Annotated in this window: 12 protein-coding genes; 5 read left to right on the forward strand and 7 right to left on the reverse strand. The window is 69.4% G+C overall.

The window, feature by feature from the left end; translation table 11 throughout:
* Positions 1-10: 10 nt before the first annotated feature.
* From ftsH to dacB, 5 genes are all read right to left on the reverse strand, one after another.
* The gene (gene ftsH, locus ACZ7M3_RS42055) at positions 11-2,038 is read right to left on the reverse strand and encodes an ATP-dependent zinc metalloprotease FtsH (protein ID WP_393023593.1); all 2,028 of its coding nucleotides are present in this window, start codon (positions 2,036-2,038) and stop codon (positions 11-13) included.
* A 198-nt stretch (positions 2,039-2,236) separates the two neighbouring features.
* Entirely contained in the window at positions 2,237-2,797 is a 561-nt protein-coding gene (gene hpt / locus ACZ7M3_RS42060; RefSeq protein ID WP_472070822.1) for a hypoxanthine phosphoribosyltransferase, read from the reverse strand.
* A gap of 158 nt (positions 2,798-2,955) precedes the next feature.
* Positions 2,956-3,963, reverse strand: coding sequence for a tRNA lysidine(34) synthetase TilS (tilS, locus tag ACZ7M3_RS42065; protein WP_388305054.1), 1,008 nt, complete (start codon positions 3,961-3,963; stop codon positions 2,956-2,958).
* 192 nt (positions 3,964-4,155) lie between these two features.
* On the reverse strand, positions 4,156-5,280 hold the full coding sequence (locus ACZ7M3_RS42070) for a zinc-dependent metalloprotease (protein ID WP_472070824.1): 1,125 nt from the start codon (positions 5,278-5,280) through the stop codon (positions 4,156-4,158).
* Between the two features lie 121 nt (positions 5,281-5,401).
* Positions 5,402-7,015 carry a D-alanyl-D-alanine carboxypeptidase/D-alanyl-D-alanine endopeptidase gene (gene dacB, locus ACZ7M3_RS42075; RefSeq protein WP_472070826.1) on the reverse strand — a complete coding sequence of 538 codons (1,614 nt, stop codon included), beginning with the start codon at positions 7,013-7,015 and terminating at the stop codon, positions 5,402-5,404.
* Between the two features lie 79 nt (positions 7,016-7,094).
* On the opposite strand from dacB, the gene ACZ7M3_RS42080 reads away from it, so the two are divergent.
* A complete protein-coding gene (locus tag ACZ7M3_RS42080; RefSeq protein WP_054237475.1) occupies positions 7,095-7,586 on the forward strand; it encodes an inorganic diphosphatase in 492 nt (163 codons plus the stop codon).
* Positions 7,587-7,704: 118 nt separating this feature from the next.
* On the forward strand, positions 7,705-9,345 hold the full coding sequence (locus tag ACZ7M3_RS42085; protein WP_472070828.1) for a threonine/serine exporter family protein: 1,641 nt from the start codon (positions 7,705-7,707) through the stop codon (positions 9,343-9,345).
* 120 nt (positions 9,346-9,465) lie between these two features.
* Here the strand turns inward: ACZ7M3_RS42085 and ACZ7M3_RS42090 are convergent, their stop codons facing one another.
* Positions 9,466-10,482 carry a DedA family protein gene (locus ACZ7M3_RS42090; protein WP_472070830.1) on the reverse strand — a complete coding sequence of 339 codons (1,017 nt, stop codon included), beginning with the start codon at positions 10,480-10,482 and terminating at the stop codon, positions 9,466-9,468.
* Between the two features lie 166 nt (positions 10,483-10,648).
* On the opposite strand from ACZ7M3_RS42090, the gene ACZ7M3_RS42095 reads away from it, so the two are divergent.
* Entirely contained in the window at positions 10,649-11,014 is a 366-nt protein-coding gene (locus ACZ7M3_RS42095; protein WP_452974045.1) for a YbjQ family protein, read from the forward strand.
* Between the two features lie 73 nt (positions 11,015-11,087).
* On the opposite strand, the gene ACZ7M3_RS42100 is transcribed toward ACZ7M3_RS42095, so the two are convergent.
* On the reverse strand, positions 11,088-11,855 hold the full coding sequence (locus ACZ7M3_RS42100) for a MerR family transcriptional regulator (RefSeq protein WP_472070832.1): 768 nt from the start codon (positions 11,853-11,855) through the stop codon (positions 11,088-11,090).
* A gap of 129 nt (positions 11,856-11,984) precedes the next feature.
* Between ACZ7M3_RS42100 and ACZ7M3_RS42105 the strand changes: the two genes are divergently transcribed.
* Positions 11,985-13,250, forward strand: coding sequence for an ion channel protein (locus tag ACZ7M3_RS42105; protein WP_472070834.1), 1,266 nt, complete (start codon positions 11,985-11,987; stop codon positions 13,248-13,250).
* Between the two features lie 137 nt (positions 13,251-13,387).
* The gene (locus tag ACZ7M3_RS42110; protein ID WP_472070836.1) at positions 13,388-14,794 is read left to right on the forward strand and encodes a glutamate decarboxylase; all 1,407 of its coding nucleotides are present in this window, start codon (positions 13,388-13,390) and stop codon (positions 14,792-14,794) included.
* Positions 14,795-14,802: the final 8 nt, after the last annotated feature.

Raw genomic sequence — 14,802 nt, forward strand, 5'->3', positions numbered from 1 at the left:
GGGAGCCGGATCAGCTCTCGGAGCGGTCCTCCGGAGCCACTTCCTTCGCCGGGACGGACTCCGTCACATTGGCGATGGCCGGCGTCGATCCGTTCGCCCCGTTCGTCAGCGACAGCTCCTTGGGGGAGAGCACCGGCGGGCGGGTGGACGGGGTGCGCCGGGAGGAGCCGGTCCACGCGGGGCGGGCCGGGCGCTTGTGGATCGGAGCGAAGACCTCGGCGATCTGCTCCTTGCTCAGCGTCTCCTTCTCCAGCAGCTGGAGCACCAGCGCGTCGAGGACGTCACGGTTCTCGACCAGGATCTCCCAGGCCTCGTTGTGCGCGTTCTCGATGAGCTTCTTGACCTCTTCGTCGACGAGCGCGGCGACCTCTTCCGAGTAGTCACGCGGGTGCGACATCTCCCGGCCCAGGAAGGGCTCGGTGTTGTCGCCGCCGAACTTGATCGCGCCCAGCCGCTCGGTCATGCCGTACTGCGTGACCATCGCGCGGGCCGTTGCGGTGGCCTTCTCGATGTCGTTCGCAGCGCCCGTGGTCGGGTCGTGGAAGACGAGCTCCTCGGCCGCGCGGCCACCCAGCATGTAGGCCAGCTGGTCCAGCATCTCGTTGCGCGTCGTGGAGTACTTGTCCTCGTCCGGCAGGACCATCGTGTAACCGAGGGCACGGCCACGCGACAGGATCGTGATCTTGTGGACCGGGTCGGAGTTCGGAGACGCCGCCGCGACCAGGGCGTGGCCGCCCTCGTGGTACGCGGTGATCTTCTTCTCCTTGTCCGACATGATCCGGGTCCGCTTCTGCGGGCCCGCGACCACGCGGTCGATCGCCTCGTCCAGCATGGAGTTGTCGATCAGCTTCATGTCGCTGCGGGCTGTCAGAAGCGCGGCCTCGTTCAGCACGTTGGCGAGATCGGCACCCGTGAAGCCGGGGGTGCGACGGGCGACGGCCGAGAGGTCGACGTCCTGCGCGACCGGCTTGCCCTTCTGGTGAACCTTGAGGATCTCCAGACGGCCCTGCATGTCCGGGCGGTCGACCGCGATCTGACGGTCGAAGCGGCCGGGACGCAGCAGCGCCGGGTCGAGGATGTCCGGCCGGTTCGTGGCGGCGATGAGGATCACACCGCCCTTCACGTCGAAGCCGTCCATCTCGACGAGCAGCTGGTTCAGCGTCTGCTCGCGCTCGTCGTGACCACCGCCGAGGCCGGCGCCGCGATGGCGGCCGACCGCGTCGATCTCGTCGACGAAGACGATCGCCGGAGCGTTCGCCTTGGCCTGCTCGAACAGGTCACGGACTCGGGAGGCACCGACACCGACGAACATCTCGACGAAGTCGGAACCCGAGATCGAGTAGAAGGGGACGCCCGCCTCGCCCGCGACAGCGCGTGCGAGCAGCGTCTTACCGGTTCCAGGAGGCCCGTACAGGAGCACACCCTTGGGGATCTTCGCCCCGACGGCCTGGAACTTCGCCGGCTCCTGGAGGAACTCCTTGATCTCCTGGAGCTCCTCGACCGCCTCGTCCGAGCCCGCGACGTCCGAGAACGTCGTCTTCGGGGTGTCCTTGGTGATGAGCTTCGCCTTGGACTTCCCGAAGTTCATGACCCGGGAGCCGCCGCCCTGCATCTGGTTCATCAGGAACAGGAAGACGACGACGATGAGGACGAAGGGAAGCAGAGACAGCAGGATGCCGAGGAACGGGTTCTGCTTGGACGGCGAGACCGTGTAGCCGTCCGGAATCTGCTTGTTCTGGAACTTGTCCTGGAGTGTGTTGGCGAGGTTGACGCCCTGGTCACCGATGTAGCTCGCCTGGATCTTGGAGCTGCCGGAGACCTTCTGGCCATCCTTGAGCTGCACCTTGATGACTTGCTCGTCACCGGTGGTCAGCTTGGCCTCTTGGACCTTGTTGTCATTGATCGCCTGGACGACCTGGCCGGTGTCCACTGTCTTGTAGCCGCCGGACGAGCCGACGACCTGCATCAACACGACCACGGCAAGGACGGCCAGCACGATCCACATGACCGGCCCACGGAAGTATCGCTTCACGTCCATCCATACGGAGCGGTGTCGCCCCGTCCCTCCTGCCATAGTGAGTTTGATAAAGACTTATAAAGACTGTTCTTCGGACGGTACCCCAGCATTGTCACCCGAAGCTGCAGGGGACGACTGGGAATCCCTCCCACGCATGCTCCAACGGCGCGAAACCCGCTGGGGTTCCCGATCGTCTTACGAGGACTGGGACCCGGAGGTTCAGCCGCCGTAGACGTGAGGCGCGAGCGTACCGACGAACGGGAGGTTGCGGTACTTCTCCGCGTAGTCGAGGCCGTAGCCGATCACGAACTCGTTCGGGATGTCGAAGCCGACCCACTCCACGTCGATCGCGACCTTGGCCGCCTCCGGCTTGCGCAGCAGCGTGCACACCTTGAGGGAGGCCGGCTCGCGGGAGCCGAGGTTGGAGATCAGCCAGGACAGGGTCAGCCCGGAGTCGATGATGTCCTCGACGATCAGGACGTGCTTGCCCTTGATGTCGGTGTCGAGGTCCTTGAGGATCCGCACCACACCCGAGGACTGGGTGCCCGCGCCGTACGACGACACCGCCATCCAGTCCATGGTGACGGGGGTGGACAGCGCACGCGCGAGGTCCGCCATGACCATGACGGCGCCCTTGAGGACACCGACGATCAGCAAGTCCTTGCCCACGTACTCCGCATCGATCTTCGCAGCCAGCTCAGCCAGCTTGGCGTCGATCTCTTCCTTGGTGATGAGCACCGACTTGAGGTCGGTGCCCATGTCTTTCGAGTCCACCCGCATCACTTTCGGTCGTCCGTCCCACTCTTCCCGGGCTCGTTCGCCTACGGGGCGCCGATGTCGCTCCCCTTCGGCTCACTCGCTCGGCCGCCCGGACCGCCCGTGACCCGAGTCAGGGGTCCCGGAGAGCCGCGTGAGCGGTCCCGATGGAGGGTCCGGTTTCAGCCTTGCCGAATCACCAGTCTGCCACCCTGTCGCTGAGCGACGACTTTGCCGGGGAGATTGATGGCGCCCTGACCGCGCCAGCCGGTGATCAGCCGGTCGACTTCTTCGATGTGGCGGGCGAACAGCGAACCGGCCGGGGCGCCCGCCTCGATGGCGGCGCGGCGCAGGATGCGGCGGCGTACGGCGGGCGGCAGGGCGTAGAGCTTCGCGCACTCCAGGAGGCCCGCCGTGTCGCGTACGGAGGTCTCGGCCTGGCGGGCCCAGGAGTCGAGGGCGTCGGCGTCGTCACGGGACAGCTGTGCCGTCCTGGCGAGGGCCTCGACGACTCCCTTGCCGAGCGCCTTCTCCAGGGCGGGCAGGCCCTCGTGGCGCAGCCGGGAGCGGGTGTAGGCCGGGTCGGCGTTGTGCGGGTCGTCCCAGACGGGCAGCGACTGGACCATGCAGGCCTTGCGGGCGGTCTGCCGGTCCAGGTGCAGGAACGGTCGGCGGTAACGGCCGCCGGCCCCCGAGACCGCGGCCATGCCGGACAGGGAGCGGATGCCGGAGCCGCGGGCGAGGCCCAGCAGAACCGTCTCGGCCTGGTCGTCACGGGTGTGGCCGAGCAGGACGGCGGAGGCGCCGTGGCGCTCGGCGGCGGCGTCCAGGGCGGCGTACCGGGCGTCGCGGGCGGCGGCCTCGGGGCCGCCGTCGCGGCCCACGGTGACGGCGAGGGACTCGACGGGGGTCATGCCGAGCTCGACGAGGCGGGAGACGACGTCGTCGGCACGCAGATCGGAGCCGGGCTGCAGACCGTGGTCCACGGTGATGCCACCGGCGCGGATGCCGAGTTTGGGGGCTTCGAAGGCGAGAGCCGAGGCGAGCGCCATGGAGTCGGCGCCGCCGGAGCAGGCGACGAGGACGAGCGGGGAGGACTCGCCTGGAGGACGGGTGTGGTCGGTGAGGACGTCGTGGAGTACGCGGCGGACCGCCAGGCGTATCGCCGCGACCGCAGGATGGGGACCCATGTCCGGTTCCCTTCATGAAGTTTTCGGGGGGTGAGCCCGAGTCTGGTCACGCAGAGTGTGTAGATGGTGACAGAAACGGGCCGTTCCCCGAGCATTGCACGCCTACGGTTGGCTCACGGTCCCTCGGACGGGTGATTGGAGGGGCGTTCACCTGCCGTCGGCCGAATTCGTTTCACGACCTTGCCGTAGGCTTCACGACTCCGCCTTGCGGTGCACCCGTGCGACCCAGTCCGCCGGTTTGGCGATCTCCGTCTTGGTCGGGAGGGTGTTCGGGGAAGTCCACACACGGTTGAAGCCGTCCATGCCCACCTGGTCGACGACCGCGCGCACGAACCGCTCACCGTCCCTGTACTGCCTCAGTTTGGCATCCAAACCGAGCAGCTTGCGCAGGGCGAGGTCGAGCCGCGAGGCCCCCTTGGCCCGGCGCTGCTGGAACTTCTCGCGGATCTCGCCCACGGACGGGACCACATCGGGTCCCACGCCGTCCATCACGAAGTCCGCGTGGCCCTCCAGGAGGGACATCACGGCGGTGAGGCGGCCGAGGATCTCCCGCTGGGCCGGCGTCTGCACGATCTCGACCAGGGACCGGCCCCCGTCGTCCTCCTCGCCCTCGGGACGGCCGCCCGCGAGCGACTGGGCCGCCTCCCTGATGCGCTCCAGGACCGTCATGGGGTCGACCTCGGTCTCGCCCAAGAAAGACTGGATTTCGCCCTCCAGGTGGTCGCGCAGCCAGGGCACGGCCGTGAACTGCGTACGGTGCGTCTCCTCGTGCAGACACACCCACAGGCGGAAGTCGTGGGGCTCCACGTCGAGTTCGCGCTCCACGTGCACGATGTTCGGCGCGACGAGGAGGAGCCTGCCGCCGCCGTTCTCACCCGCCGGGAGTTCCCTCGTCGCCGGGGCGAAGGTCTCGTACTGCCCGAGGACGCGCGACGACAGGAACGACAGCAGCATGCCCAGCTCCACGCCGGTGACCTTGCCGCCGACGGCGCCGAGGACGGCCCCGCCCGGGGTGGTCCCCCGCCGTTCCTGCATCTTGTCCAACAGGGGCTTCAGGAGCTCCCGGAACCCCGCGACGTTCGCCCGGACCCAGCCCGGGCGGTCCACCACCAGGATGGGGGTGTCGTGGATGTCGTCCGTGCCCATACGAGTGAAGCCCCGGACGTGTTCCTCCGAGGCCTTCGCATGCCGGCGCAGCTCCGCGACGACCTCTCGGGCCTCGTCGCGGCTCACCTCGGGGCCAGGCCGCACAAGCCGTGTCGCGGTCGCCACCGCGAGATTCCAGTCGACCATCTCGGCACCACCGATGCTCGTCATGCGTCAACCGTACGTGAGCGGGTCCAAGTGCGGTGAGGGGTAAGGCACCGGATGCGCCTGTGCTCCGGGGCTCACGGGGCTCCTGGTACGAGTGGTACCCCAGGACCTGGCCGGGCAGGCCCTAACGGCAGCCGCAGCCCGCCAGTGCCGAGGCCGTGCGGTCCAGGGCCGACTGGGCCGCCGACGGGTCGGTCGTGTCGGAGGCCAGGAAGGCGAAGGCCAGCAGGCGACCGTCGGCGTCGACGACCGTGCCCGCCAGGGTGTTCACCCCGGTCAGCGTGCCGGTCTTGGCGCGTACGAGGCCGGTGCCGGACGCGTCGTCGGCGTAACGGTCGCTGAGGGTGCCCGTGAAGCCCGCGACCGGCAGACCGGTCAGGATGGGCCGGAGTTCGGGGTGCGCGGGGTCACCGGCCTTGACCAGGAGGGCCGTGAGCAGGTCCGCCGTCAGTCTGTCGTTCCGGTTCAGACCGCTGCCGTCCGTGAAGTGCGCGCCGGACAGCGGGAGTCCGAGCTTCTTCAGCTCGGCGTCGATCGCCGCCGCGCCGCCGTCGAAGTCGGCCGCCCGGCCGGTGGCGAGGGCGACTTGGCGGGCCATGGCCTCCGCGATGTCGTTGTCGCTGTTCGTCAGCATCCGCTCGATGAGGGCGGACAGGGGCGGCGAGGAGACCGAGGCGAGGGACTGCGAGCGGTTCGTCGCCCTGGAGGGGCCGGGGGTCGTCGTCTTGATGCCCTTGGCCTCCAGCAGCCCCGCGAACCTCACGGCCGCGTCCGCCGCCGGGTCCGCGGCGCGGGTGACCGGTCCGCTGGCCGAGTCGTCGGTGCGGGCCTCGTCGACCATCAGGGCGCTGACCGGCGCGAGGTTGGGGTTGGAGCCGATGGGGTGCAGGGCGGGACCGGTGTAGAGCGAGGTGTCGTACGAGAGCGTCACCTGGTTCAGATGACGGGCCTTCAGGGCGGTCGCCGTCTCGTCGGCCAGGGTGCGCAGGCTCGCCCAGCCCGCCGCCTCCTTGCGGGCGGTCAGTGTGGGGTCGCCGCCGCCGACGAGCACGACCTCCTTGGTGCCGGGCTCCAGGACCGCGCGGGTCTCGATGCGGTGGTCGGCGCCCGCCGCGGAGAGCGCGGCGACCGCGGTGGCGATCTTCGTGGTGGAGGCCGGGGTCTGCGCGTCGTCGGCGCCCTTGCCGTACAGCCGCTTGCCGGTCGCCACGTCGACGACCACGGCCGTGCGCCGCCCGCCGAGCGCGGGGTCGCCCAGGAGCCGGTCGAGGGTGCTCGTGAGGGCCTTCTGGGTGGGTGCGGGCACCGAGACGGTGGAGCCGCCGAGACCGGTCAGCACGGAGGCGGCGCTGGGCGCGGGCTTCGGCGCCGTGGGGGACGTATCGGAACTACGTCCGTGATCTGCGCCACCCTCCCCTTCTCGCGATGCGGCCCAGTCACGCTCGGCCGTACGCTGACCGGAGGAGTCCCAGGGGCCGGCGAAGGCCACCGCCCCGGCCGCGAGTGCCAGGCCCGCGGTGGCGGCGACGGCTGTGAGCCGCGGGGTCGTGACCTTCACGGGACGCGGCCGCACGGCTCGAGCAGCCCGCACCACATGCGGTCGCACGGACTGCGCAGCCCTCGTCACACGCGGCTGCACGGCCTGCGCGACCCGCGTCACATGCGGCTGCACGGTCCGCTTGATCCGCACCACATGCGGTCTCGCGGCCCGCCAAGCCCTCAGCTCTGGCACGACCACCAGCCCCTTTCGCGATCACACACCTGCGTGAGGGACACTTAACCACCAGAACTATGTGTTGATCATGGAGGAGCCACCGGTGGAGTTCGACGTCACGATCGAGATTCCGAAGGGTTCGCGGAACAAGTACGAGGTGGACCACGAGACCGGTCGGATCCGCTTGGACCGTCGACTCTTCACCTCGACCAGCTACCCGGCCGACTACGGCTTCGTCGAGAACACCCTCGGCGAGGACGGCGACCCGCTGGACGCGCTGGTCATCCTGGACGAGCCGACCTTCCCGGGCTGCCTCATCCAGTGCCGCGCGATCGGCATGTTCCGTATGACGGACGAGGCCGGCGGCGACGACAAGCTGCTGTGCGTCCCGGCGCACGACCCGCGTGTGGAGCACCTGCGGGACATCCACCACGTGTCGGAGTTCGACCGCCTGGAGATCCAGCACTTCTTCGAGGTCTACAAGGACCTCGAGCCCGGCAAGTCCGTCGAGGGCGCCAACTGGGTCGGCCGCGCGGAGGCCGAGGCCGAGATCGAGCGTTCCTACAAGCGCTTGAAGGAGCAGGGCGGTCACTGATCCCTCCTGAGCCCCGCGGGCCGCGTGACCCCTCCCGGGGTGGCGCGGCCCGTTCGCGTATCCGTGCGCATACTGGGGCGTACGGGAGGTGCACGGTCGGCAACAGCGGGAGTGGTGGGTGACGGAGGCGGAGGACCGCAAACCGCAGTCGGACGAGGCGAGGAGTGCCTTCGCACAGCCGGACGGCGTGGCACCGGCGGTCGAGGACGAATCGGGGACCACGTCGGAGTTCGCGGTCCCCAAGGGGCTCGTGCCGCCCGAGACGGCCGACACCGAGTCCGAGGGGTCGGCGTTCAGCACCCCGCGCACGTACAGCGCGAAGCACGCCCCGCCCGCCTTCACACCGGCGACCGGCATCCCCGTGGTCAGCCTGACCAAGGACGTGCCCTGGCAGGACCGGATGCGCACGATGCTGCGCATGCCGGTGGCCGAGCGTCCGGCACCCGAACTGCTGCACAAGGAGGACGAGGCCGGCCCGGCCGTCCCCCGCGTGCTCGACCTGACGCTGCGTATCGGCGAGTTGCTGCTCGCGGGCGGTGAGGGCGCCGAGGACGTGGAGACGGCGATGTTCGCCGTCTGCCGCTCGTTCGGCCTGGACCGCTGCGAGCCGAACGTCACCTTCACCTTGTTGTCGATCTCGCACCAGCCGTCCCTGGTGGACGATCCCGTGACGGCCTCCCGGACCGTACGCCGCCGGGGCACCGACTACACGCGGCTCGCGGCCGTCTACCGGCTCGTCGACGACCTGAGCGACCCGGAGACCGCGTTCTCCCTGGAGGAGGCCTACCGGCGCCTCGCGGAGATGCGGCGCAACCGGCACCCGTATCCCGGCTGGGTGCTGACCGGCTGCACCGGGCTGCTGGCGGGTGCGGCCTCGGTACTCGTGGGCGGTGACGCGATCGTGTTCGTCGCCGCGGCGCTCGGCGCGATGCTGGGCGACCGGCTGGCCTGGCTCTGCGCGGGGCGCGGGCTGCCGGAGTTCTACCAGTTCACGGTGGCCGCGATGCCGCCGGCCGCGATAGGTGTCGCGCTCCAGCTCGCGCACGTCGACGCGAACTCGTCCGCGGTGATCACCGGTGGACTGTTCGCGCTGCTGCCCGGGCGGGCGCTCGTCGCGGGCGTCCAGGACGGACTGACCGGCTTCTACATCACCGCGTCCGCGCGCCTCCTGGAGGTCATGTACCTCTTCGTCGGCATCATCATCGGCGTCCTCATCGTGCTCTATTTCGGTGTGAAGTTCGGCGCCGCGCTCAATCCGGACCAGGCGCTCAGCATCTCCGAGCGGCCCCTGGTGCAGATCGCCGCCGCCATGCTGCTGTCGCTGACCTTCGCCGTCCTGCTCCAGCAGGAACGATCCACCGTGCTCGCGGTGACCCTCAACGGAGGCGTCGCCTGGTCGGTGTACGGGGCGATGCACTACGCGGGCGGTATCTCGCCGGTCGCCTCCACCGCCGTCGCCGCGGGCCTGGTGGGCCTCTTCGGGCAGCTGCTGTCCCGCTACCGGTTCGCGTCCGCGCTGCCGTACACGACCGCCGCGATAGGGCCCCTGCTCCCAGGGTCGGCCACGTACTTCGGGCTGCTGTCGATCGCCCAGAGCAACGTCGACAAGGGCCTCGTTTCGCTCTCCAAGGCCGCGGCGCTCGCCATGGCCATCGCCATCGGTGTGAACCTGGGGTCGGAGATCTCCCGGCTGTTCCTGCGGGTGCCGGGGGGCGCCGCCGGAGGGCGCAGGGCCGCGAAGCGGACGCGGGGGTTCTGAGCGCCGGGTGCCTACGAACTCGGTGCTGTTCGCAGGACGGCGACTGCGGGTTCGTTGTGGCTGGTCGCGCCCACGCGGCGGAGCCGCATATGTCACAGCCCCGCGCCCCTTTCGGGGCGCTCAGTTGCCGTACGGGTATTGCTGGTAGCTCTGGTCCTGGTTGCCGTAAGGCTGCTGCTGCGGGTGGCCCTGCTGGGGCGGGTAGGTCTGGCCTTGGCCCTGGTCGTAGTTCGGGTCGTAGTTCGGGTCGTAGTTCTGACCGTAGTTCTGGTCGTAGCCCTGGCCCTGGCCCTGGTAGTAACCCTGGTCCTGATTGCCGTACGGCTGCTGGGGCTGCTGCTGCGGGTATCCCTGGGCGTACTGGTCCTGCTGGTGCCGGTCCTGCTGGTACGGGTCATGGCTCTGCTGCGGCTGGTGCATGCGCAGCGGGCGCGTCGCGTCGTCCATGGCGGGGGGCGTGGGCTGCTGCTGGTGGGCGGCCGGGCCCTGGGGGGCCTGCGGCCCCGGCGGGTTCTTCTTGGCCTTGGAGCGCGCCCGCAGGAACTCGATGGCGATCGGGACCACCGAGACGAGGACGATCAGGATCAGGATCGCCTCGATGTTGTTCTTGACGAAGTCGATCTTGCCGAGCCAGGAGCCGAGCAGCGTGACGCCCGCGCCCCACAGGACACCACCGATGATGTTGAAGGTGAGGAAGGAGCGGTACTTCATGCCGCTGACGCCCGCGATGATCGGCGTGAAGGTGCGCACGATGGGCACGAAGCGGGCGAGGACCAGGGACTTGGGCCCGTACTTCTCGAAGAACTCGTGGGCCTTGACCACGTTCTCCTGCTTGAAGAGGCGGGAGTCCGGGCGGGTGAAGAGCGAGGGGCCGACCTTCTTGCCGAACAGGTAACCCGCCTGGTCGCCGAGGACCGCGGCGACGCAGATCAGGGCGACGGCCGCCCACAGCGGGAAGTCCAGCTGGTTCGACGTGATCAGCAGGCCGCAGGTGAACAGCAGCGAGTCACCCGGCAGGAAGAAGCCGATCAGCAGGCCGGACTCGGCGAAGACGATGAGCAGCAGGCCCCAGATGCCGAAGTTGTCCAGGAGCGTGTTCGGATCCAGCCAGCTTGGACCAAGGGCAAGCGTCGTCACGGTTCCGGGCTCCTGAGGGGTGAAGGAAGAGTACGGCGGTCCTGGGACGGCAGTACGACAGCACATCAGTACTGTCGGCCAAAGCTATCAACGCACAGTGTCCGTGCCAGGTTCCACCAGTGCCCCCAGGATGCACTGTGCGCCCACTGGGACAAAGCTGTGGACCATGGGCATCGGTGAATACGGAGGCGGCCAGGGACCCCAGTCGGACGTCCTGGTCGTGACGACGAACGACGCGCCCGGCTACCGCGTCCAGCAGGTCATCGGCGAGGTCTTCGGCCTCACCGTGCGATCCCGGCATCTGGGCAGCCAGATCGGCGCGGGTCTGAAGTCGATGATCGGCGGCGAGCTCAAGGGGCTCACCAAGACCCTCGTGGAGACCCGTAACGAGGCCATGGAGCGACTCGTCGAGCAGGCACGCGCGCGCGGGGCGAACGGCGTGCTGATGATGCGGTTCGACGTGACCGAGGCGGCGGACGTGGGCACGGAGGTGTGCGCGTACGGCACGGCGGTGGTCCTGGCGAAGGAGTAGGGCGCGACCGGCCGCAGAACCGGAATCCGGTAAGGGGCACCCGCAAGGGCGGGTGCCCCTTACCGTCTTGCCGTCAGGATTCCTGGGAGTGCCGGGCCGCGTTCGCCGTGATCGCGTCCCTGAGGTGCTCGGCGAGACCCGGGCGCATGGAGTCGTAGTACGCCTTGAAGCGTTCGTCGGACACGTACATCGCGCCGAGGCAGCCGTGGAGCTCGTACGAGCAGTCGTAGAACCACTTGCTGATGTGCCGCCGGTGTTCCTCGGCCATGTCCATGGCCCGCTCGCCGGTCGCGGGCTCACCCGCTTCCATGAGGGCGCCGTAGCGCTCGCCCCAGGAGGCGACCTCGGCCTGGATGCGCTGCCAGTCGTCCTTGGTGTAGCGGGCGGCGCGGCGCTGTGACTCGGCGTACTCCGCCGTGCCGCCCCACCGCCGTTCCGCCTCCTCCGCGTGCTCCTCGGGATCCTTGTCCCCGAAGACCTCGAACTTCTCCTCAGGCGTGAGGTTGATGCCCATCGTGCGTGCCTCCATGGCGTGCTCCACGGCCGCGGCCATCTTCTGCAGCTTCTCGATCCGGGCGGTCAGCAGCTCGTGCTGGCGGCGCAGGTGCGCGCGCGGGTCCGCCTCCGGGTCGTCGAGCAGGGCCGCGACCTCGTCGAGCGGGAAGCCCAGCTCCCGGTAGAACAGGATCTGTTGCAGCCGGTCGAGGTCGGCGTCGCTGTAGCGCCGGTGCCCCGCGTGGTTGCGCTCGCTCGGAACGAGCAGGCCGATCTCGTCGTAGTGGTGCAGGGTGCGCACCGTGACCCCGGCGAAACCGGCGACCTGGCCCACTGAGTAGCCCACTTCCGCTCCTTCCTCGGTACGCGTCCCACCATCAGCCCTCACGCCACGTGAGGTGCAAGCCGGAATGCCCAGGCACCTGAGCGCACCCTTCGGGATGTTGTGCGGCTTTTGCCCGCTTAGGGTGTGGCCGTGAGCACCGATGCGTCCACGGCGACGCCCTTACGGCGTCTGCTGCCGTTGATCGTGCCCTCCGTGGTGGTCGGTGTGGCCTCGGCGCTCGTCCTGCTGGGCGTCAGCCTGCTCGCCGACCGGTTCGAGGACGTCCTGTGGGAGACCCTTCCTGACGCAGTGGGCGTGGGCCGCTACTCCGTGCTCTGGATGGTCGTGATGCTCACGGCGACCGGCATCGCGGTGGGTCTGGTGGTGTGGAAGGTACCGGGGCACGCGGGGCCGGATCCGGCGACCACGGGCCTGGTCGACGCTCCCCTGCCGCCCCGCGTCCTGCCCGGCCTGCTCGTCGCCACCGTCCTGACGCTGGCGGGCGGGGTGAGCCTGGGCCCCGAGAACCCGATCACGGCCGTCAATGTGGCCCTCGCCTACTGGCTCGGCACCCGCGTGATCCCGGGCTCCGCGGTGGGGCTGTGGGTGGGCCTGGCGGTCGCGGGCACGATCGGCGCCCTGTTCGGCACGCCGGTGGCCGCCGCGCTGATCTTCTCCGAGGTACTGGCCGGGCAGCCGGGGCCCGGCCCCCTCTGGGACCGGCTGCTGCCGCCGCTGCTCGCGGGCGGCACGGGCGCGCTGACCATGGCGCTGCTGGAGCACCCGAGCTTCGACCTCGCGCTGCCCGCCTACGCGGGCCCCCACTGGGGCGACCTGCTGAGCGCCCTGGTGGTCGCCTCGTTGGCCGCGGCGATCGGGATGACCGCGGTGTGCGCCCTCCCTTACGTCCACGACGCCTTCTCGCGGCTCAGGCACCCCATGGTGGCACTTCCCCTGGGCGGTCTCGTCCTGGGGCTGCTGGGGGCGCTGGGTGGGCCTCTGACGCTCTTCAAGGGCCTGGACGAGGTGAAGACCCTCGCGGCGAACCCGGAGGGCTGGTCGGCGGGACGGTTCGCGCTGATGTTCGCGGTGAAGCTGGCCGCGCTGGTGGTCGCCACCTCGTGCGGCTTCCGGGGCGGCCGGATCTTTCCCTCCGTGTTCGCCGGGGTAGCTCTCGGGCTGTGCGCGCACGCGTTGGTACCGCAGGTGAATCCCACGCTCGCCGTGGTGTGCGCGGTCCTGGGTGTGCTCCTGGCCGTCACCCGGCAGGGCTGGATCAGTCTGTTCACGGCGGCCGTCCTGGTGGCCCAGCCCGCCGTGCTGCCCCTGCTGGTGCTGGCCTCGGTACCGGCCTGGCTGATCGTCACCGGACGCCCGCAGATGCAGCTGCGCGCCGACGGGAGCTCGATCCGGTGAACCGACAGGCCCCTCCGATCCGATGAGTTAGTGGAATCCCGATCCGATGAACCAGTAGGGCCCCCGATCCGCTCAACCAGTAGGACCCTCCGATCAACCAGTAGGACCGTCCGACCGCCGACTCGATGGGAGATCCCATGCCGCTCCACCAAGGTCCCGAGAAGCCCGACGAGCGACCGGTGTCCGTCAACCCCTTCTTCGGGGAGGCGAATCCGGTCGGGGGCATGACCGAGGCCCCGCCCAAGCACCGGCTTCCGGACGGGCCGCTGCCACCCAACACCGCGTATCAGGTCGTCCACGACGACCTGATGCTGGACGGGAACGCGCGGCTGAACCTCGCCACCTTCGTCACCACCTGGATGGAACCCCAGGCCGGGTTGCTCATGGGCGAGTGCCAGGACAAGAACATGATCGACAAGGACGAGTACCCGCGCACCGCCGAGCTGGAGCGCCGCTGCGTGGCGATGCTCGCGGACCTGTGGAACGCTCCGGATCCGGCGTCCACCGTCGGCTGTTCGACGACCGGGTCGAGCGAGGCGTGCATGCTCGCCGGCATGGCGCTGAAGCGGCGCTGGATGCGGCGGAACGCGGACCGCTACCCCGGAGCACGCCCCAATCTCGTGATGGGGGTGAACGTCCAGGTGTGCTGGGAGAAGTTCTGCAACTTCTGGGAGGTCGAGGCACGCCAGGTGCCCATGGAGGGCGACCGGTTCCATCTCGATCCACAGGCGGCGGCCGAGCTGTGCGACGAGAACACCATCGGGGTCGTCGGCATCCTCGGCTCCACCTTCGACGGGTCCTACGAGCCGATCGCCGAGCTGTGCGCGGCCCTCGACCAGCTCCAGGAGCGTACGGGTCTGGACATCCCCGTCCATGTCGACGGCGCGTCCGGCGCGATGATCGCGCCCTTCCTCGACCCGGACCTGGTCTGGGACTTCAGGTTGCCGCGGGTCTCCTCGATCAATACCTCGGGCCACAAGTACGGACTGGTCTACCCGGGCGTCGGCTGGGCGCTGTGGCGGACCGAGGCCGAGCTGCCCGAGGAGCTCGTCTTCCGAGTCAACTACTTGGGCGGCAACATGCCGACCTTCGCCCTCAACTTCTCCCGTCCGGGCGCGCAGGTCGTGGCGCAGTACTACACGTTCCTACGGCTGGGCCGGGAGGGCTTCCGGACCGTGCAGCAGACGACCAGAGACCTGGCCCGCGGGCTCGCGGCGCGGATCGAGGCGCTGGAAGACTTCCGACTCCTCACCCGGGGCGACGAGTTGCCCGTCTTCGCTTTCACCACGGCACCCCATGTGACCTCGTACGACGTCTTCGACGTGTCCCGGCGTATGCGGGAGAGCGGCTGGCTGGTGCCCGCGTACACCTTCCCGGCCAACCGGGAGGACCTGTCCGTCCTGCGTGTGGTGTGCCGCAACGGCTTCTCGGTGGATCTCGCCGACCAGTTCATCGAGGACCTGAGCCGGTTGGTGCCCCAACTGCGCAGGCTGCCGCATCCGCTGACCCAGGACAAGGAGGCGGCGACGGGCTTCCATCACTAGGGTCCCTC

It is taken from the genome of Streptomyces sp. NPDC111656, assembly GCF_055656965.1.